Origin of the sequence: Streptomyces capitiformicae, assembly GCF_002214185.1 — a bacterium.
Classification (GTDB): domain Bacteria; phylum Actinomycetota; class Actinomycetes; order Streptomycetales; family Streptomycetaceae; genus Streptomyces; species Streptomyces capitiformicae.
In genome coordinates this window covers 50,573-69,550 of the sequence record NZ_CP022161.1, presented here as the reverse complement: position 1 = coordinate 69,550, position 18,978 = coordinate 50,573, and the positions used below count along the sequence as shown (strand labels likewise).

Annotated in this window: 18 protein-coding genes; 6 read left to right on the top strand and 12 right to left on the bottom strand. The window is 70.7% G+C overall.

Annotated features, from left to right (window positions below):
• Position 1: 1 nt before the first annotated feature.
• A complete protein-coding gene (locus CES90_RS00220) occupies positions 2-541 on the bottom strand; it encodes a tripartite tricarboxylate transporter TctB family protein (RefSeq protein ID WP_189782112.1) in 540 nt (179 codons plus the stop codon).
• Complete coding sequence (locus CES90_RS00215) at positions 538-1,536, bottom strand: Bug family tripartite tricarboxylate transporter substrate binding protein (RefSeq protein WP_189782113.1); 999 nt, start codon at positions 1,534-1,536, stop codon at positions 538-540. The genes CES90_RS00220 and CES90_RS00215 overlap by 4 nt, the downstream gene beginning before the upstream one ends.
• Before the next feature lie 267 nt (positions 1,537-1,803).
• Between CES90_RS00215 and CES90_RS00210 the strand changes: the two genes are divergently transcribed.
• Both CES90_RS00210 and CES90_RS00205 read left to right on the top strand, forming a co-directional pair.
• Positions 1,804-3,522: a sensor histidine kinase gene (locus CES90_RS00210; protein ID WP_189782114.1), complete on the top strand. Its 1,719-nt coding sequence runs from the start codon at positions 1,804-1,806 to the stop codon at positions 3,520-3,522.
• Complete coding sequence (locus CES90_RS00205) at positions 3,519-4,217, top strand: response regulator (RefSeq protein ID WP_189782115.1); 699 nt, start codon at positions 3,519-3,521, stop codon at positions 4,215-4,217. Before CES90_RS00210 ends, CES90_RS00205 begins: the two co-directional genes overlap by 4 nt.
• Positions 4,218-4,237: 20 nt before the next feature.
• Here CES90_RS00205 and CES90_RS00200 read toward each other — a convergent pair whose 3' ends face one another.
• The gene (locus CES90_RS00200; RefSeq protein WP_269801940.1) at positions 4,238-4,990 is read right to left on the bottom strand and encodes a thioesterase II family protein; all 753 of its coding nucleotides are present in this window, start codon (positions 4,988-4,990) and stop codon (positions 4,238-4,240) included.
• Between the two features lie 522 nt (positions 4,991-5,512).
• Between CES90_RS00200 and CES90_RS00195 the strand changes: the two genes are divergently transcribed.
• Positions 5,513-6,577: a helix-turn-helix transcriptional regulator gene (locus tag CES90_RS00195; RefSeq protein ID WP_189782116.1), complete on the top strand. Its 1,065-nt coding sequence runs from the start codon at positions 5,513-5,515 to the stop codon at positions 6,575-6,577.
• Positions 6,578-6,677: 100 nt separating this feature from the next.
• Here the strand turns inward: CES90_RS00195 and CES90_RS00190 are convergent, their stop codons facing one another.
• Genes CES90_RS00190 through CES90_RS00170 form a run of 5 tightly spaced genes read right to left on the bottom strand, consistent with a single transcriptional unit; the run spans position 6,678 to position 11,922 of the window.
• The gene (locus CES90_RS00190) at positions 6,678-7,532 is read right to left on the bottom strand and encodes an STM4011 family radical SAM protein (protein WP_189782117.1); all 855 of its coding nucleotides are present in this window, start codon (positions 7,530-7,532) and stop codon (positions 6,678-6,680) included.
• Positions 7,533-7,540: 8 nt separating this feature from the next.
• Positions 7,541-8,890, bottom strand: a complete 1,350-nt coding sequence (locus tag CES90_RS00185) for an STM4012 family radical SAM protein (RefSeq protein WP_189782118.1) — start codon at positions 8,888-8,890, stop codon at positions 7,541-7,543.
• Positions 8,887-9,693, bottom strand: coding sequence for an STM4013/SEN3800 family hydrolase (locus tag CES90_RS00180; protein WP_189782169.1), 807 nt, complete (start codon positions 9,691-9,693; stop codon positions 8,887-8,889). Before CES90_RS00180 ends, CES90_RS00185 begins: the two co-directional genes overlap by 4 nt.
• 46 nt (positions 9,694-9,739) lie before the next feature.
• Positions 9,740-10,912, bottom strand: coding sequence for an STM4014 family protein (locus tag CES90_RS00175; RefSeq protein ID WP_189782119.1), 1,173 nt, complete (start codon positions 10,910-10,912; stop codon positions 9,740-9,742).
• A 41-nt stretch (positions 10,913-10,953) separates the two neighbouring features.
• On the bottom strand, positions 10,954-11,922 hold the full coding sequence (locus CES90_RS00170; protein WP_189782120.1) for an STM4015 family protein: 969 nt from the start codon (positions 11,920-11,922) through the stop codon (positions 10,954-10,956).
• A gap of 238 nt (positions 11,923-12,160) precedes the next feature.
• Here CES90_RS00170 and CES90_RS00165 point away from each other — a divergent pair, with 238 nt between their 5' ends.
• Entirely contained in the window at positions 12,161-12,487 is a 327-nt protein-coding gene (locus CES90_RS00165) for a hypothetical protein (protein ID WP_189782121.1), read from the top strand.
• A gap of 57 nt (positions 12,488-12,544) precedes the next feature.
• Positions 12,545-13,570, top strand: a complete 1,026-nt coding sequence (locus tag CES90_RS00160) for a DUF6745 domain-containing protein (protein ID WP_189782122.1) — start codon at positions 12,545-12,547, stop codon at positions 13,568-13,570.
• A gap of 18 nt (positions 13,571-13,588) precedes the next feature.
• Here the strand turns inward: CES90_RS00160 and CES90_RS00155 are convergent, their stop codons facing one another.
• Positions 13,589-14,209 carry an L-threonylcarbamoyladenylate synthase gene (locus CES90_RS00155; protein WP_189782123.1) on the bottom strand — a complete coding sequence of 207 codons (621 nt, stop codon included), beginning with the start codon at positions 14,207-14,209 and terminating at the stop codon, positions 13,589-13,591.
• A gap of 187 nt (positions 14,210-14,396) precedes the next feature.
• Positions 14,397-15,761 (bottom strand): FAD-dependent oxidoreductase, encoded by a 1,365-nt coding sequence (locus tag CES90_RS00150; RefSeq protein ID WP_189782124.1) that lies wholly within the window; start codon positions 15,759-15,761, stop codon positions 14,397-14,399.
• A 226-nt stretch (positions 15,762-15,987) separates the two neighbouring features.
• Between CES90_RS00150 and CES90_RS00145 the strand changes: the two genes are divergently transcribed.
• Positions 15,988-16,464, top strand: a complete 477-nt coding sequence (locus tag CES90_RS00145) for a hypothetical protein (RefSeq protein WP_189782125.1) — start codon at positions 15,988-15,990, stop codon at positions 16,462-16,464.
• A 103-nt stretch (positions 16,465-16,567) separates the two neighbouring features.
• Here CES90_RS00145 and CES90_RS00140 read toward each other — a convergent pair whose 3' ends face one another.
• Together CES90_RS00140 and CES90_RS00135 are read right to left on the bottom strand one after the other, a co-directional pair.
• Entirely contained in the window at positions 16,568-17,551 is a 984-nt protein-coding gene (locus CES90_RS00140) for an aldo/keto reductase (RefSeq protein WP_189782126.1), read from the bottom strand.
• Between the two features lie 98 nt (positions 17,552-17,649).
• A complete protein-coding gene (locus CES90_RS00135; protein ID WP_189782127.1) occupies positions 17,650-18,615 on the bottom strand; it encodes a DUF1152 domain-containing protein in 966 nt (321 codons plus the stop codon).
• Positions 18,616-18,978: the final 363 nt, after the last annotated feature.

Here is an 18,978-nt window from a genome sequence, read left to right as displayed (position 1 = left end):
GTCACAGCACTCCCATCAGCGGGCCGCCGGGCAGTGGTACACCGAGCAGGTTGTTGAAGACGGCGTAGGTCACCAGGGACAGGACGGCCGCGATCAGCGGGTCGCGGTCGAAGCGGCGGCTGCCGAGCGCAAAAGCCGCGCCCCAGAAGAGCAGCGCGCCCGCGACGGGGAAGCCCAGCGGCTCGATGAGGACGGCCGCGCCGAGGAACACCCCGGCGAGCAGCAGCACCGTACGCCAGTCCGCGGGCTCGGACAGGTCGATGTCCTCGCCGGTCTCCGCCTGGCCCCGGCCGCCGCGCAGCACGTCCACGGCGAGCAGGGCGGCTATCAGCAGCAGCCCGGCACCCACGACGACCGGCACGGTCCGCGGGCCGACCGGGCCGCGCTGGGCGATGTCGACGTCCATGGTGAGCGCGTCGGTCAGGACCAGCACGCCGAGGGCCAACAGCAGGACGCAGACGCCGAGTTCGGAGTGGTCGCGCAGCCAGGAGCGGCGCTCGTCCGCGGGTGCCGGGGGAGTGCCGGTGGTGTGCGTCGTCATAGTCCCAGCTCCTTCAGCACCGACACCACGCGCTCGTCCTCCGCCTTCAGGAAGTCGCCGAACTTCTCGCCGGTGAGGAAGGCGTCGTCCCAGCCGTTCTGCCGCATCGACTGCTGCCACTCCGGTGAGTCGTGCAACTCCTCGATCAGCCGGGTGAGTTTGTCGCGCTCGGCCTCGGCGAGACCGGGCGGGGCGACGATGCCGCGCCAGTTGGTGAAGTTCACGTCGTAGCCGGCCTCCTGGAGCGTGGGCGCGTCCAGGCCGTCCACCCGCTCGGGCCCGGTGACCGCGAGCAGCCGCAGCTCGCCCGCCTTGATCTGGTCCAGGTACTCGCCGACCCCGGACACCCCGAAGGCAACCTTGTTGCCGAGGATCGACGCGAGCAGCTCACCACCGCCGTCGAAGGGGATGTAGTTGACCTCCTTCGGCGCGATCCCGGCCGCCCGCGCCATCAGCATCGGCGCCAGATGGTCGGGCCCGCCCGGCGACGACCCACCGCCCACCGGCAGTTTGCCGGGGTTGTCCTTCCACGCGCCGATGAGATCGTCGATCGTCTTGTACGGCGAGTCCTTCGCGACCACCACGACGTCCTGCTCCTCGGTGAGCCGGGCGATCGGGGTGGTGTCGGCGAGGGTCTTGGGTGCGTCGTTGGAGCGGACGGCGCCCACGACACCGAGGCCCATCGACATGGCCAGCTTGCCGTTGCCGTGCTCGCCGACCAGCCGGGTCAGGCCGACGGTGCCGCCGGCGCCGGGCAGGTTGAACACCTCGATGTTGTGGGTGAGCCCGGCGTCCTCGGCGTTCTTCGCCGCCGTACGGGCCGTGATGTCGTAGCCGCCGCCGGGCGTGTTCGGAACCATGAAACGCAGCCCCGGGATCTGCGTGCCCGTCTCGGTGCCGCTGCCGGTCGTCAGCAGCGGAGGTCCCACGAGCACGAGCACGGCGGCCCCGAGCAGGGCGAGGGCGACACGCCCTCGGGGGGTGCGCAGGTGCACGAAGCCACCACCTGTCGGTTGTGTGTATGTGTGGGGGAGAGTGACCTGGGACACATCGTGCCCGCGCTCGGGAGGTCTGACGCCCTTGCGGAAGCAACGAAGGTTGTGGTCGTTGTGGTCACGCCGCTTGTCACCTTATGGGCACTGTCCCCCCACCTCTCTTTCCCTGACCACACCCGAGCGCCATGATTGTGCGACCCGCCGCACAAGCCGGCGTCCGAGCCGCCACACCGCTCGACGCAGCGTCGGCACGAGAGAGAGTCCGTCGTGGTCGCCGAGTTCCGCCGCCATACCCTCGCAGGCGAGATGCTGGTCCTCCAGCTCGCCATCGTCGTAGTGGTCCTGCTCGCCGTCGCCGCGGTCTCCCTCACCCAGTCCGCCGCGACCTTCAACCGGGTCGAGGGCCGCCGTGTCACCGCCCTCGCCGAGCAGCTCGCGGCCAACCCTCTCGTACGCGACCGGCTCGTCCGGCCCGTGGCGCACGAGGCGCTGGCACCCCTGGTGAACTCCACCCAGACCCAGTCCGGCGTGACCTCCGTCACGGTGGCCGACGCAGAAGGCCGCATCGTCAGCTCCACCGACCCCACCGTGATCGGCGACCCGCTGCCGACCGGCGAGGGCGCCACCCCCGGCCGCGGCTGGTCCGGCTCACTGACGCTGGACGGCAGTCACGAACTCGTCGCCCAGGTGCCCGTCCTCGGGGCGACCGACGCGAACCTCGGCCGCCTCCTCGGCACGGTCATGATCGGCGAGGCCTCCCCGACCGTGTGGCAGCGCCTGAGCGGAGCCTCCTCCTACCTGCTCGCCTACCTGGGCATCGCCAGCGGCCTCGGCCTCGTCGGCTCCTGGCTGCTGGCCCGCCGCGTCAAACGCCAGACCCTCGGCCTGGAGCCCCACGAGATCGCCGGCCTCGCCGAACACCGCGAGGCCATGCTGTACGGCATCGCCGAGGGGGTGATCGCCCTGGACCCGCACCACCGGCTCACCCTGGTCAACGAGGTGGGGCGGCGCCTGCTCGACCTGCCCGAGGACTGCGTCGGCAAGAGCCTGGCCGACCTCGGCGTCGAGGGACGGCTGCGGGACGTGCTGGCCGGAGCTGCCGAGGCCGACAAGCGCGACGAGGTCGACAAGTGCCTTGAAGTCGGCAAGCGCGACGAGGTCGGCAAGCGCGACGAGGTCGACAAGCGCGACGAGGTCGTCATCCGCCGGGGCCGGGTGCTGGTGATGAACCGGATGACCGTCACCAAGGACGGCCGTCTCCTCGGCTCGGTCACCACGCTTCGGGACCGCACCGAGCTGGCCCGGCTGGAACGCGAGATCGGCTCCTTCCGCAGCTCCTCGGAGCTGCTGCGCGCCCAGGCCCACGAGTTCGCCAACCAGCTGCACACCATCTCCGGGCTCATCCAGATCGGCGAGCAGGACGAGGTCGTCCGCTACATCCGCGCACTGAGCCGGCGCCGCCACTCCCTCGACGTCACCCTCAGCCGCCGCGTCCGCGACACAGCCGTCGCCGCCCTGCTCATGGCGAAGACCTCCCTCGCCGCCGAACGCAAGGTCACCCTGCGGATCTCCGACGACACCGCGCTGGACCGGCTCGCACCGGAGGACGCCGCCGACGTGGCGACGGTGGTCGGCAACCTCGTCGACAACGCCGTGGACGCCTCAGCGGCCGCCGACGAACCGGGCGACCGCGAGGCCTGGGTCGAGGTGGGGCTGCGCCAGGACGCCTCCAGCGTGGAGATCGTGGTCCGCGACTCGGGCCCCGGCGTGGCCCCCGAACTCGCCCGCGAGGTCTTCTCCCACGGCTTCACCACCAAAGCCGCGCGGGAAGGCGAACGCGGCATCGGCCTGGCCCTCACCCGCCTCGTCTGCGAACGGCACGGCGGTGAGATCTCGGTGACCAACACCCCAGACGGGGCCATGTTCACCGCCCGCATGACCGTCAGCCACCTCACCGACGCGGTGGCGGAAGGAGCGACACCATGAGTACTGGGCCGGGTGCGATCGACGTGCTCGTGGTCGACGACGACTTCATGGTGGCCAGGGTCCACCGCACCTTCGTCGAGCGGGTCGAGCCGTTCCGGGTCGTCGGCGTCGCCAGCACCGGCGAGCAGGCCGTCGCCGCCGTCGACGAGCTCCGCCCCGACCTGGTCCTGCTGGACCTGTACCTCCCGGACGTCTTCGGCCTCGATGTCATACCCCGACTGCGCACGGCCGGACACGACAGCGACGTCATGGTCATCAGCGCCGCCCGGGAGGCCGACACCGTACGCGGCGCCGTCCGGCACGGCGTCGTCGACTACCTCCTCAAACCGTTCGAGTTCGAGGACCTGCGCTCCCGGCTCCAGCGGTACGCCGCCCAGCGCGGCCGGCTGCTCACCACCGTCGTGCACAGCCAGGCCGACGTCGACCGGGTGCTGGCCGGGGCGGGTGCCGTACCGGCGCCGGCGGCCGGTGCCCTGCCCAAGGGCATGAGCGTCGAGACCGCCGAGCTGATCGAACGCACCCTCCGCGGCGCCGACGGCACCCTGTCCGCCACCGAGTGCGCGACCCTCACCGGCATCTCCCGCGTCAGCGCCCGCCGCTACCTGGAGTACTTCCACGGCGTCGGCAGCGCCGACGTGTCCCTGCGCTACGGGGTGGCCGGACGGCCGGAGCGGCGGTACAGCTGGCGGGTGTGACGCCGCCCCCGTCGCGCGTACTACAGGCCCAGACCAAGATGCCGCCGTACGACGTCGACGACCTCCTGCGCCCGGTCGTTGAGGTAGAAGTGACCGCCGGGGAAGACACACACCTCGGTGGGCCCGTCGGTGTGGGCCGTCCACGCGCGGGCCTCGGCCACCGTGGTCATCGGGTCGTCGTCGCCGGTGAGGACGGTGACCGGACAGGTCAGACGGTCGCTGGGGCGCGGCTCGTACGTCTCCAGCGCCTTGTAGTCGCCGCGGATCGCCGGCAGCACCAGCCGCACCAACTCCTCGTCCTCGAACACCTGGCCGTCGGTGCCGTCGAGTCGGCGCACAGCCTCCAGCAGCGCGGTGTCGTCGGCCTTGTGCAGCTCCAGGCCGGCCCGGACGGTGGAGGGCGCGCGCCGCCCCGAGACGAACAGCCGGACCGGGGCACGTCCGGCGGCTTCCAGCCGCAGGGCCACCTCGTAGGCGACGAGGGCGCCCATGCTGTGCCCGAAGAGGGCGAGCGGACGGTCGTCCCCGGTGACGGCCTCGGTGATCCGTTCGGCCAGCTCCAGGATGCTCTCCAGTGGCGGCTCGGAGTACCGGTCCTGGCGGCCCGGATACTGCGCGGCCAGCACATCGGCCGCGGGCGCGAGAGCGCGCACCATGGGGTGGTAGTAGCTCGCCGAGCCGCCCGCGTGCGGCAGACAGAGCAGCCGGACGGCCGCCGCGGGGGCGGGCCGGTAACGACGTATCCACACGGCGCTGTTGACCACTGAGGTCATGAAGAACTCGCTTCCTGATCCTGGTCCCGATCCTGATCCAGATCGGACTGATGCGTACGGTAGGGGAGCCAGGACCGGAACGCCCGCAGCCTGTCCGGGGGACACCGCCCCCGCGCACAGCCGGTGTGCCGTTACAGCCGCACAAGTTGGCCGGCGCATTCACAGGATTGCCCAGCAATGTATGGTCAAAGAACCGAGGGAAAAATCCAGCCGGCTCCCGCGTGTACGCCAGTGCGCTCCCGGCACGCCGGTGCCGTCGGAGGATTCCCTGAAAGACAGCTGAGGTGAGACAAGAGAATGCCGTTCGCAACTGCCTCCATCGAGGTGTCGGAGAGTATTTCCGCGGAGTTATCGGGACCTCGGTGCCGTGCCGTCAGGATCGCCAGGGAATCCCGCCGCAGCTGGCTGAACGGGAATGTGAGAAAGGCGCTCGCTGAAATCGTCGAAGCCAAGCAGGCGAGATGCGACAGTCGCCGCTGCTGCCGACTTCTGGCCACGGCATGGGAAACGGAAGTCTCCATCATGCTGCGCAATTTCGGCAGAGCCGGCCGACTGCTGGAGCAGGAGGCCCCCGCGCACACCGCCGGCGAGGTCCCCCTGCGGGACCGGACCGTCCTGGCCGTGCTCCGGGCGCAGCTGGCGCTCACGACGGGAGACGTGGAGTCCGCGTTCGCCCTGACCGTGGAGGGCCTGGCCGCCGCCGAGCGCGACGGTCTGCGCCAGTGTCACTCCCCGGGCCAGGCCCTGCTGGCGACAGCCGCCCTCCGGAAGGTCGACATCGCGGCGGCGATGACCCATGTGACACGCATCGGCGAGGACGCGATGCTCGGCCGCTCCCTGTACGTGCCCGGGCAGTGCGCCTGGGTGACCGCGCTGGCCTACCGGGCCACACACGACATCGAAGGCGCCCTACGGCTGACCAGGGAACTCGTCGAGCCGGGCCCGGTGAGCCGGGAACTGCTGCTCGCCCAACCGGGAGCCGCGCCCTGGCTGGCCCGGTTCGCCCTCGGCGTCGGCGAACCCGCGCTGGCCCACCGCGCGTTGACGACCGTCGTGACCCTCGCCGCACGGAACCCCTTCTTCCCGACCGTGACCGCCGCGGCCCTGCACACCCGGGGAGTCGTCGAGGCCGGCGTCGACGACCTCAGGCGCGCGGCCGACGCGCACGCGGACCCCTGGGCCAGGGCCTCGGCCCTGGAGGACATCGGCACCCTGCTGGCCGCGAGCCGCACCCAACGCGCGCACGCCGCGGACGTACTCGGCGAGGCGGGCGCCGCCTACCTGGCTTCGGGCTCACTCTACGACTACATGAGGACCACTTCCAGAATTCGCGAACTAGGCGGAATCAACGGAACGAACCCCGCTCCGCCGGTACGAGAGGAACAGCATCCGGAATTCTCCCAGCTGACGAGGAGCGAACAGGCCGTCGCCAAACTCGTGGCCCAGGGAATGACGAACGTTCAGGTCGCCCGCGTGCTTTCTCTGTCACGGCACACAGTGGCGTTCCATTTACGCAAGATATTCCGGAAGCTGGACGTTTCGTCCCGTGTGGAGCTGGCCCACATGTGGGGCAATCGCGGCGCCTGAAGACCCCTCCCGGCGGCCTTCCCGGTCGTCGATCGGCCCGCGAATCTCCGAGAGTGGATTTTTCTGATCCGATTCTGAGAAATCCCTGATCTCTCTCTGATCAGACACGAGCCTCCATGGTCGGTACCCGTTCGAGGACGCCGCCGGCGAACACGTCGTACAGCGGCAGGGATTCCAGGTGGACGTAGCCGATGTGGCAGTCGCAGACGGCCAGCGGGCACGGGCGGGGTGCGAGAGCAACACGGAAGGAGCCGTCGTAGAGGTTGCCCAACTCGTCCTTGACGAAGTGACAGCGCCGTACCGTCCCCTCTCCGTCCACCGACACGACCGTCGAACCGGTACGGCACGCGCGACCCGCCGAGCGGTGCGGATGCCGGCTGAAGGAGAACAAGGGGTCCAACTCGCTCCACAGCGCCGCCTGTTCGTCGGTGTACGTGTGCCCGTCGGCGGCGTTCACCCACAGGTACACCCGCTCCGGCAGCTCCGCGCGCAGCCGCCTGGCCTGGTTCAGATGCTCCGGCAGCCCGACGATCCCCACACTGAAGCGGACGCCGATCCCATCCAGCCGACGCGTCTTGTCGAGGAACCGCTCGTACGGCGTCTGCCCCGGGTGATACGTGCACCACAGCGCCACGGTTTCCAGGTCGGCCTCGGCCAACCACTCCGTACGGCAACTGAGATTGGTCTGGATCGCCACCCGGTCGATATGCGGCTCGTGCGACAACTCCACCAGCGCCCTGCGGTACCAGGAACGCACCAGCCCCTCACCCCAGGGTGTGAAGAGCACCGAGAGCCGGTCGTCGGTCTGCTCCCGCGCCCACGTCGTGAAACGGTCCAGGGCGGCACGGTCGGCCCGCAACTGTGCCGTCGAGTCACGCCGCTTGGCGAAGGGACAGTAGGGGCAGTCGTAGTCGCAGGAAGCGAGCGGCCCACGGTAGAGGAGCGTCAGGTCCATGGCGGCCGTCACTTCAGCTCGTAGGCGGCCATCGCGGCCCGTACGGCGGGGGAGAAGAACTCGGGTCCGATGGCGTCCGAGTACGCGAGCCCCTCGGCGGAAAGCTTCACGAGATCCGCGCCCGCGTCCGCCAGCCAACCGCGCGAGGCCAGCCGCCCCAGCTCCACCGGGAAGTCGTCGTACGGGTCGGTCCCGAACTGCCGCCGGTAGTCGGCCACCGGCAACCCCCACGCCTGGAGCAGCGACTGCAGCAGATACCGACGCCGCGCCTCGTCCTCGTCGACCCGGCGGCCGACGACGGCCCGGCCGAAGTCCTCAGTGGCGGTGTAGTCGTCGATGATCCCGCGGATCTGCCCCATGTTGACCGCGTAGTCGAAGGAGTAGTGCAGCCGGGAGGTGTACGAACGGGCGCCGCAGCCCAGGCCGATCATGCCGTCGGTCTGGCAGGCGTAGTCGTCCGGGCCCTGCGGCGGGGCGTCCGTGCGGCGGAACATCCGCATGGAGACCTGCTCGTAGCCGTGGGCGAGGAGATGGTCGCGGCCCTCGCGGTAGCGGCTCAGCCGGGCCTCGTCCCAGGCGCGGTCCGCGCCCTCCGGGTCGGCGCTACGCCCCAGTCCGGTCAACGGCCGTACGTACAGCGGGTAGAGGTAGATCTCCTCGGGCCGCCAGGCGAGCGCCGCGTCCAGGGACAGCCGCCAACTGGCCGCCGTCTGCCCGTCGATGCCGTAGATCAGGTCGATGTTGAGGACGGGAATGCGGGTGTCGCGGATCCGGGACAGTGCCGCCTCCACATCACTCCGCCGCTGGGGTCGTACGGCCGCACGCGCTTCCTCCTCGACGAAGCTCTGTACGCCGAGGCTCAGCCGCGTCGTGCCCCGCTCGGCCAGCACGGCCAGCCGGTCGGCCGTCGCCGTGGCGGGGGAGGCCTCCACCGACAGCGGGATCGCCCGCAGGTCCGCGCCCATGTGCCGTTCCGCGATGTCGCACAGCCGCGCCAGCTCGGCGGCCTCCAGAAAGGTGGGCGTGCCACCGCCGAACGCGGCGTTCGCGAACCGCACCGGCTCCGCGTCCCCGAGCGCCTCCCGCACCGCGATCGCCTGCCGCTCCAGCGCGTCGAGGTAACGGCCGGTCAGCCCGTCGGGCGCGCCGACACGGGTGAACAGATTGCAGAAGCCGCAGCGGACCTCGCAGAACGGTATGTGCGCGTACAGCGACAGGGCCTGCCTGGATTCCCCGGCCCACAGGTCCGCCAGCCGGGGTTTCTCCTCCAGCTCTCGGTAGGCGGTCTTGTGGGGGTAGGCGTACACGTAGTGCTGGTACGGCCGCGTCCGGGTGGTGGGCAGGTCGATGACGGTCACGCGGACGCCTCCAGGAAGAAGTGGCTGTAGGGGACGGTCCACACGGTCTCGTGGCCGAGCCGGTGCCCGGTGTATCCGTCGTCGCCGTACGCGGTTCCGTGGTCGGAGCAGACGATCGCGAAGCAGCGGCGGCGGGAACTCATCGCGGCGAAGAGCCGGCCGATGTGCCGGTCGATGTACTCCAGGGCGGCCGCGTGCGTGACCAGGCTGTCGCCCGCCTCGCGGGTGGCGCCGGGCAGATGGAACCAGTTGGGCTGGTGCAGCGCCGAGGCGTTGAGGAACAGGAACAGCCGCTGCTCGGCGGGCAGTTCGGCCACGACCCGCTCGGCGCGGGCCACCTGTGACTCGAAGGACGTCGGTGACGCCACCGAGAACTCCGGCTCCCAATGGCTCTCCTGGAACAGGCCCGGCAGCACGTTCCCGAGCGCTCCCCGCTTGTTGAAGAAGCCGACACCGCCGATGCACACCGTGCGATAGCCGTGCTCGGCGAGCGCCGTCACCAGGTCCGGGCTGTCGAAGACGAACGTGCGCCCCGCGGTCGTCTCACTGCCGGCGAACCGGCCCGCGAACAGCCGCGGATGCGGTCCGGGCGCCGCCGGGGTCGGCAGGAAGCCCGCGAACATCGCCTGGTGCGACGCATAGGTGAAGCTGCCGGGCGCGTGCCGCCTCTCCCAGGTGCCGCCCGGCAGACGGGCGGCCAGATTCGGCAGCCGGCCGGCCGCCGTGAGCTCGACGGCCACGTCGTACCGCAAGGTGTCGAGGGTGAGCAGCAGCAGGTCGTCGCGGCCCACGACCTCGTTCATGTCGGGTGGCTGCGTGGTGGCCTCGAAGGGCGGCGCGGGCGCCGTGTCAGAAGGGTGCATGGTCTTTCCTCGGCCGAGGGTCGTGCGAGGGCGTCGGGAGCACCTGGCTCCGCACCGCCGCGATCTGCGCGGCGTACGTGTCCAGGCCTTCCGCCGGGCTGCCCGGCAGGCCGGTCAGCCGGGGCAGCAGGTCTCCGAAGGCGTTGACCTCGCCGACCGCGAACCGACGCCAGCCGATCGCCGGCAGCAGATCGACGCCCACGCACAGCGTGCGGGGGAAACAGGCCGCCGCCTGCTCACAGATGTCGAGCGCCTGCCGCCAGCGGTCGCCCGCCGCGTCGACGACCGACGCCAGATCGCCGCGCGCCCCGCCGAGATGGAGGTTCGTCATGGGGAACCGGCTGGTGCGCACGACGGCGTGCGTCGCGCGGCCCGCCACGACCAGGACCCGCAGATCGGCCGACCTGCCCTGGGCGGACGCCTTCGGCAGCCAGCGCTCGATGTGCAACCCGTCGGGCGCGAGGGCGTCGACGATGCCGGCGATCTCCCCCTCGTCGGTGTACCGGCGGACCCGCAGCGAGTTGTGCAGCCGCGGCGGGGCATGGAGCCGCCCGTCCGCGGCCACCTCGACCGAGGTCGTGGCCCTGATCCGCCCGCTCGCCGACGACTCGACGGCGAGGACCCCGGACGCGGAGGACCCGTGCGCCGGTTTCACGAAGACACGCGGCATGCCGTGCTCCCGCATCGCCGCCCGTACGTCGTCCCAGCCCCGCACCGCCAGCACACCGCCCGAGGTCGGCGACGGCGGCACCGGGACGCCCGTCGCGTCGAGCCGGGCATGGCACAGCCGCTTGTCGAACAGCACCGCCAGATCGTCCGGATCGTCCAGCCGCACCCCGCCACGCAACGACCGGACGGCATCCAGGAAACGGGCGTACCAGGTGGCCGACCCCTCCACACGCGTCGGATCGTCGACGCCGCGCAAGCGCCGGTCCACCTCGGCGTCCTCCCCGGGCGAGTCCAGCCGTACGACCTCGTCGTCGGCGAACTCATGGCCGCCGTCGCGCAGCACGTCCCGCCACTCGACGACCCGCGGCGTGCCGACCCCGGCCGCCCGCGCCGCCGCGACGAACAGCCCGACCCGCCGGTTCTCCCCGTTGCCGACGACCACCCACCTGTACGGCCCGGGCCCCGCACCCGCACCGGTCCCACCGGACACACCGACCCCCCTCACTCGAAACCCCCGAACCCCCCGCGCCGCTACTCGCCCACCGCGACGAAGCGCCACACCGTGCCGTCGTCCTCCTCGTCCTGCTCTGCGTCGTCCGGATCGACATCGACCTGTACGCCCTCGGCCTCCAGGGAGTCCCTCAGCCGGTCGCGTATCTCCGCGCTCAGGTAGTTGTGGTGCAGGTCCAGCGTCGTGAGGTGGGTCAGCGGCTGTCCCGTGAGCAGCGCGGTCGCCCCGTCGTCGGTCAGGACGCCCATCGACACGTCGAGGACGTCGAGGCGGGCCACCACCGGGGCGGAGGCCAACGCCGTGCAGATGTCGTCCTGCATCTCGCTGTTGCGCAGCGCCAGATGCTTGAGAGCCGGCAGCCGGGTGCCCGCCAGGATCGGCGCCAGATCGGCTACCTCGGAGTCACCGCCGTACTCGTCGGTGCCCAGCCACAGGTCCAGGTGGACCAGGGCCGGCAGCTCACAGGCCGCCACACCGCGCACCGCCTCGGCGGGCATGCCACCGGTCTCGACCGTCAGCTTCCGCAGCCGCTCGTGGCGCAGCGCGGGGAAACCGAGCCCGCTGCCGCCGCGCACCCCGAACTCCTCCAACGCCGTGAAGGTGTTCAGCAGTGGGCTCACATCGCCCTGGTTGATCCAGGAGATCTCGCACTCCTCCATCACGATGTCGCCGAGGAACAGTCCCCGCAGCGCGGGCAGCCGGTCCTTCGCCGCCACCAGCGCCTCGATCACCGGCTCGGGGCCGCTGTCGTACGCGTCGCTCCAGGCACCCACCACCAGCGCCCGCACCTTCGTGGTGTCGACGGAGGCGAGGAACCGGGCGAACGCCTCCTCCCACGCCTCGTCGCTCTCGTACGCCGACACGCCGACGCGCCACGCCACCGACTCGGGAGCCGGCAGCTGCGCGGCGCCCTTCGGGCCCTTCACGGAGCTGGGGAAAACACGGACCGGCAGGTCGTGGAACTCCTCCAGATGGCTCCCGATGGTCATGTGCGCCCCGCCCCTTCGTTCCCTGTCCCTGTGCCGGCCCCGAGCCCGTGCCCGTACCCGCCCGTCGAACCCGGAGCGCACACAGCGCCGCCGGGTAGGGGAGTTCTACCAAGCCTCACTGACAACGCGATCGGCGGACCCCTCTTCCTGTGGACGGCCACCGCGTGCGGGGCGATTGTCAGTGCCTGCCTCTACGGTCCTTTCGTGGCACAGCGAGTGCCCGACGGGAGGGAGACCCATGTACCGGCAAGGAGACGTCCTCATCGCGCCGCTGGCCGAGAGCGCCGTGCCCGACACCGCATTTGACGCCACGTCGGAACCGCGCGACCGCCGTGGCCGACTCGTCCTCGCTCTCGGCGAGGTCACGGGGCACGCACACGCCGTGGTCGGCCCGGGCCGGCTGATCCGCGAGACGGACGCCTTCGGGCCGATGCTGCTGCACGTGCCGGAGGGCGCCCGCGTCGTCCACGAGGAGCACGCGGCCATCTCCCTGCCGAAGGGCTGGTACCGGGTCATACGCCAGCGCGAGTACGTACCGGGCTCGGTCCGGATCGTCGCGGACTGAGCCCGCGGGCCGACACGAGGTACAGGCACGAGGCACAGGACGACGAGGAGAAACGGCGTGACGGAACAGACGAGTTGGCGCGCGGTGGCGGCCGCCACAGGACCGGGCGACCGGGCACGCGCTGAAGCGGGCGTGCGTCTCGCGTACCAGCGGGCGGGGCTGCGGGAGCCCGGGAGGATCGTGTGGGCCCGCTCACCGCTGGAGGCGGTACGCCTGCTGTCGGGCGGGCCGGCGGAAGACGCCGAGGCCCTGCCGCCGACGGGGCCGAGCGTCCGTGACGCGGTCCGCACCAGACCCGTCGCCGCCGAACGCGCCCGACTGCACACCCGCTTGGGCCCCACGGGCTGGAGCGATCACTGGCGGACGGCCGGCGCCGACCTGTGGGAGACGACCCGCCCGCTCGTCGACCGTGTCCGCACCGGCATCGTCGAGGCCCTGGCCCCCGACGACCGGAAGGCGGAAACCCGGATCCGGCTCCTCCTTCTGGACGCCGTCCTCGGCCAGCACGACGCGGCCTGGCTCTCCGCCCTCGACACCGCCTCCGGTCTCGACGGCCTGACCGAGGTGGCCCGCACAGCGGGCTGGTGGTGGCCGTACGAGAACGTCGCGATCATCACCGAACGACCCACTCAGCTCCATCGCGACGAGGCCGGCCGCCTCGACCGCGGCGACGGCCCGGCGCTCGCCTACTCCGACGGCTTCGCCCTGCACGCCTGGCGTGGACTGCCCGTACCCGGTGAGTTCCTCGACAGCCTCGACACGTTGACACCCGAGCGGATCCGTAACGAGGAGAACGCCGAACTGCGCCGCGTGATGTTGGAGTACTACGGCTACGACCGCTATCTGGAGAAATCCGGGGCGAGGCCCGTACACCGCGACGAGACGGGCGTCCTCTGGCGCATAGAACTGCCCGGCGACGAGGACGCGGTGATGGTCGAGGTGGTCAACTCCACCCCGGAGCCGGACGGCACGAGCCGCACGTACTGGCTCCGGGTGCCACCGACGACACGCACGGCCCGGGAGGGAGTGGCCTGGACCTTCGGCCTGAGCGCGGAGGAGTACGACCCGCTGCGGCAGACCTGAGCCCGCCACGGTGACGGGTCACTCGAACCGTGAGGTGTCGCCCGCGCCCTTGCGGATGATCTCGGCCTCGCCACTGGAGAAGTCGATGACGGTCGTCGGCTCGGTGCCGCAGTCCCCGGAGTCCACCACGGCGTCGACCTGGTGATCGAGCCGCTCCTTGATCTCCCAGCCCTGCGTCAGTGGCTCCTCCTCGTCGGGCAGCAGCAGCGTGCTGGAGACAAGCGGCTCACCCAGTTCGGCGAGCAGGGCCTGGGCCACCCGGTGGTCGGGGATACGCACCCCGACCGTCCGCTTCTTCGGGTGGAGCAGTTTGCGGGGCACCTCCCTGGTCGCGGGGAGGATGAAGGTGTAACTGCCGGGCGTCGACGCCTTGACGGCGCGGAACACGTCGTTGTCGACATGCACGAACTGGCCCAGCTGCGCGAAGTTCTCGCACACGAGGGTGAAGTGGTGACGGTCGTCGAGCTGCCGGATCACCCGGATCCGCTCGATGCCGTCCCGGCTGCCCAGCTGGCATCCCAGCGCGAAGCAGGAGTCCGTCGGATACGCGATGAGCCCACCCTGACGGATGCTGTCGGCCACCTGACCGATGGCACGCGGCTGCGGATTGTCGGGGTGCACGTCGTAGTACTTGGCCATCTGCCGAGCTTATTCCTTCAAGAGCGGCCGACGGCGCCTTGCTGCTGCCGCCCGGCCGCAGATCTTCAGGGGCGCGGGGCGTTGCCCATATGCGGCTCCGCCGCGTGAGCGCGACCAGCCACGACGAACCCGCAGCCGAACAACATCCCGCAGTCCCCCGAACAACACGGCGCCTCAAGCGGAGCGCTTACGCTCCGCTGGACCGCAGCATGTCCTCCCGCTCCACGATCTTCACGCGCTCACGCCCCTGCGGCTCACCCAGCGCCTTCTCGGCGGCGTCGAGCTTGTACCAGCCCTCCCACGTCGTGAAGCGGACGTCCCGCTCCGCGAAGAACGCGTCCACGGCCTCCGGCGCCGGGGCACTGGGCTCGTGCAGCCGGCCGTTCGCGAAGTCGTCCAGCAGGTTGGAGACCGTCTCGTTGGCGTCGCCCTTGGTGTGGCCGATGAGGCCCACGGGGCCGCGCCGGATCCACCCGGTGACGTACATCGACTGCAGGTGCGCGCCGGTCTCCTCGATGACCCGGCCGCCCTCGTCCGGCACGGTGCCCGACTCGACGTCCCAGGGCAGCTTGGGCAGCTTGTCCGAGAGGTAGCCGACCGCGCGGTAGATCCCGGTGACGTCCCAGTCCTTGAACTCGCCGGTGCCCTTGACGTTGCCGGTGCCGTCGAGGGCGGTGCGCTCGGTGCGCAGGCCGACGACCTTGCCGTCCTCGCCGAGGATCTCGGTGGGCGACTCGAAGAAGTGCAGGAACAGCTTGTGCGGGCGGTCGCCGACGTCGCGGATCGCCCAGTTCTCCAGGGTCTTGGCGACCATGTCGGCCTGCTTGTTGCCGCGCCGGGTCGCGATCGAGCCGTCGTCGTAGTCGATGTCCTCGGGGTCGACGATGACCTCGATGTTGGGGGAGTGGTCCAGCTCCCGCAGCTCCATAGGGCTGAACTTCGCCTGTGCCGGGCCACGGCGGCCGAAGACGTGGACCTCCAGGGCCTTGTTGGCCTTGAGCCCGTCGTAGACGTTCGGCGGGATCTCGGTCGGCAGCAGCTCGTCCGCCGTCTTGGCGAGGATGCGGGCCACGTCGAGGGCGACATTGCCGACACCGAGGACGGCGACCTTCTCCGCCTCCAGCGGCCAGGTGCGCGGGACGTCGGGGTGGCCGTCGTACCAGGAGACGAAGTCGGCCGCGCCGTACGAGCCGTCGAGGTCGATGCCGGGGATGTCGAGCGAGCGGTCGGCCGTGGCGCCCGTGGAGAAGATCACGGCGTCGTAGAACGCGCGCAGGTCGTCCAGGTTGATGTCCGTCGGGTAGTCGACGTTGCCGAAGAGACGGATCTGCGGCTTGTCGAGCACCTGGTGCAGGGCCGTGATGATGCCCTTGATGCGGGGGTGGTCGGGGGCCACGCCGTAACGGATCAGTCCGAACGGGGCGGGCATCCGCTCGAAGAGGTCGATGGACACTCCGGGCTCGGTGGCCACGTCGGACTTCAGCAGCGCGTCGGCGGCGTAGATCCCGGCGGGTCCGGCACCGACAATGGCTACCCGCAGAGGGCGGGGCATGTTGAGGTTCCCTTCGAGTAGAGGCAAGCGACTCGACGGCAACCCTAAACTAAGGTAAGCCTTACCAGGTACCGGGGTCGGGTCTATGACCTCATAAAGCGATCTTATGCCATGCGGGCGCTTGGGCGGACGGCGGGGGAGGGCGGGGCAGGGGCGCGGCCCGGCCGTTCGAACGGGGCGGCGACGCGAGGGGTTTGCCGAGGCGGCGAACGGCAACGCGGTTGCCATGAATCGAACGAACAAGGAACCCAACGAGAATTCCTCATCCGCCGGGACGGCCGCGGCCAAGGCCCGCAGGGCCACGGACAAGGCGACGGCCCGCAGGACCACGGACAAGGCGACGGCCCCCGCCACGGAGTCCGCGAAGACGGCCTCGATCAAGGTGGATGACGCGGCGTCGGCCGCCGAAGCCGGCGCCGAACGCGCGGCCGACACGACCAAGCACGCGGCCGACACCATGAGCAGCGCCGTGCACAGCGCGGTCAAGGGCGTCGAGGCAGGCCGCCACGCGCTCGTCCAGGCCTCCGGCCAGGTCGCGGCCACCGCCCGGACGGCCGTGACCGCCATCGCCCACCGCAAGCTCGTCGCAGCGGGCGTCGGCGCGGGCCTGACCGCACTCACCGCCGCCTCCTACGTGGCAGGCCGGCGTGCCGAGCGCCATGTGCACGGCCCGCTCACCCGGCTCACCGGCGGACGCATCTGACTCGCCCGCGACGCGAAGGCGACGCGGGGGAAGCCGCCCGACCGGCGGCTTCCCCCGCGTCCGTGAGAACAGGACCGTACCCGGGGCGACGGGACCTCAGGCCCTACCAGCGGCCCTCAACCTGCTCCTTGACACGGCGGTCGTACAGATCCCGGATCGCCGTCAGGGTCTCGTCGGACAGGGCCGGAAGCGCGGCGGCGGCCGCGTTGGCCCGCGCCTGCTCGGGCGTACGGGCACCGGGGATCACGGTCGTGACACCCGGCAGCTGAATGATCCAGCGCAGCGCCAGCTGAGCCGGGGTGAACCCCTCGGGGGCGAGCGCGGCGAACTCGACCGCGGCCTCGACACCCGTCTCGTAGTCGACGCCCGAGAAGGTCTCGCCCTGGTCGAAGGACTCACCGTGCCGGTTGTACGTGCGATGGTCGTTCTCGGCGAACACCGTGTCCTTGGTGTACTTGCCCGACAGCAGCCCGGAGGCCAGCGGCACCCGGGCGATGATCGCGACGCCCGCCTTCTCGGCCGCCGGGAGCACGTCCAGCAGCGGCTTCATACGGAACGGGTTCAGGATGATCTGCACGCTCGCCACGTTCGGCCGGGCGATCGCCGTCAGCGCCTCGGCGCAGGACTCCACGCTGACGCCGTACGCGGCGATGCGCTCCTCCGCCACGAGGGTGTCCAGGGCGTCGAACACCTCGTCCGACGAATAGACCGGCGTCGGCGGGCAGTGCAGCTGGACCAGGTCGAGACGGTCCACGCCGAGGTTGCGCCGGGACCGGTCGTTCCAGGCCCGGAAGTTGTCGAGGACATAGTTCTCGGGGATCTGGTCCATGCGACGGCCCATCTTCGTCGCGACGAAGACATCGAGCTCGGGCCTGGTGCGCAGGAACGTGGCGATGGTCTGCTCGCTGCGCCCGTCCCCGTACACATCGGCCGTGTCGAAGAAGGTCACCCCCGACTCGACCGCCGCCTCCAGCACCGCCAGGGCTTCCTTGTCGTCGACGTCTCCCCAGTCGGCGCCGAGCTGCCATGTGCCGAGACCGACGACGGATGCCTGGTGACCCGACCTACCGAATACGCGTTCTTCCATGCGGTCAGTCTGTCACCTGTTCCCACCTCGTGATCAGTCCCCCTGTTCCCACTTCGTGATCAGTCCCCCTGTTGCCACTTCGTGATCAGCCCTCGTGATCAGTGCGGGAAGGCGCGAGGTGGGCGCTGCCGGGGCAGTTCGTCGCGGAACTCGGCGATGATCGAGCTGATCTGCCGCGTGAGCGTGGTCCTCTCCAGCCGGTCGAGGTAGAGGTTGCGGCGGGCGAGGCCGACCGCGTCCACGCAGAAGTACAGCGCCATCAGCGGGTTGATGAACAGCTCGCTGTCCCGGGTCCGCTCGGTGAACCGGACGTCACCGAAGTCACCGCGTACGGCGGCCGCGACGGAACCGTTGACGATGCTCGGATGGTCCGGTGTGCACCGCTGGGCGTGCGCCACCGCGTCCAGGTACAGGGCGCCCTCGCGGCTGTCGCGCGGCAGCGAGAACGCGCCGAGGTAGGCGCCGTCGCGCTCCAGCGCGGCCAGGTTCTCCAGGACCAGTGAGTGGTTGACCCCGTGGTAGGCGTCCACGCCGAAGCCGAGGCACGCCACGAGCCGGTGCGGGACCTCGTCCAGTCCGGCGACTGCGCCCAGGCTGGCCATGTCCTCCTCCGGGGTGCCCAGTCCGTGCTCGTCGCCGCGCATCAGGATGTCCGTACCGCCGTCCACCAGCACGATGGCGTCGACCCCGCCGAGGTGCTTCAGGAGCGCGCGGTAGGCGTCCCTGAGCGGCGCGACTCCTGTACGGGAGAGGGCGTACACCGTGGCGGGCAGCCGGTGCAGGTGGAGCCACTGGGCGAGGGTGCGCTCGGGGAAGTAGTCGCCCCGGGCCGTGGTGTCCGGGCCGATGGCCGCGACGTCCTGGTCCAGCCACACATCCAGGTCCAGGCCGTACAGATCGGCGAAGGAGAGATTGGCGAGATGGACCTCTTTGCCCGCCGAGCGCAGGGCGAGAGCCAGCGGAAGGCCGGCGTAGACGTCGAAACCGCCACCGGCGCCGGCGACGAGTATCCGCGGTGCGTCGCCGAGTCGCGTGAAGAGGCCGGGCTGTTGGAGGGAGAACACCCGGAGAAGCTAGCAGGGGTGGCGGGACCCCTCAGCGGGATCGCGGCCGGGCATTGTCCCGCAACTCACTGGCCTATAGCGGGAGTTCGCCCGAAAACTACAAACGTTGACGGAGAGTGTCCGCAAATGATCACGACTTCCTTCGTTTGGTTAAACTCTGGCCGTGAAGGAGAAGACCGCTCCAGTTTCCCCTGTGTTAAGTCTCGTTCGCCCGGCGTTCGTTCGCCGGGAAGGGGGCCACTGGCTTGCTATGGTCCTCTTACTCGTCGGTAGCAAGTTTGTACTGGAGTCCTGAGGGGCGGGTGGGCATGCAGCCCCGCCGCCTCGGGCGAGTGGCCGAGGCCTCGAACTCCACTCCCAGGC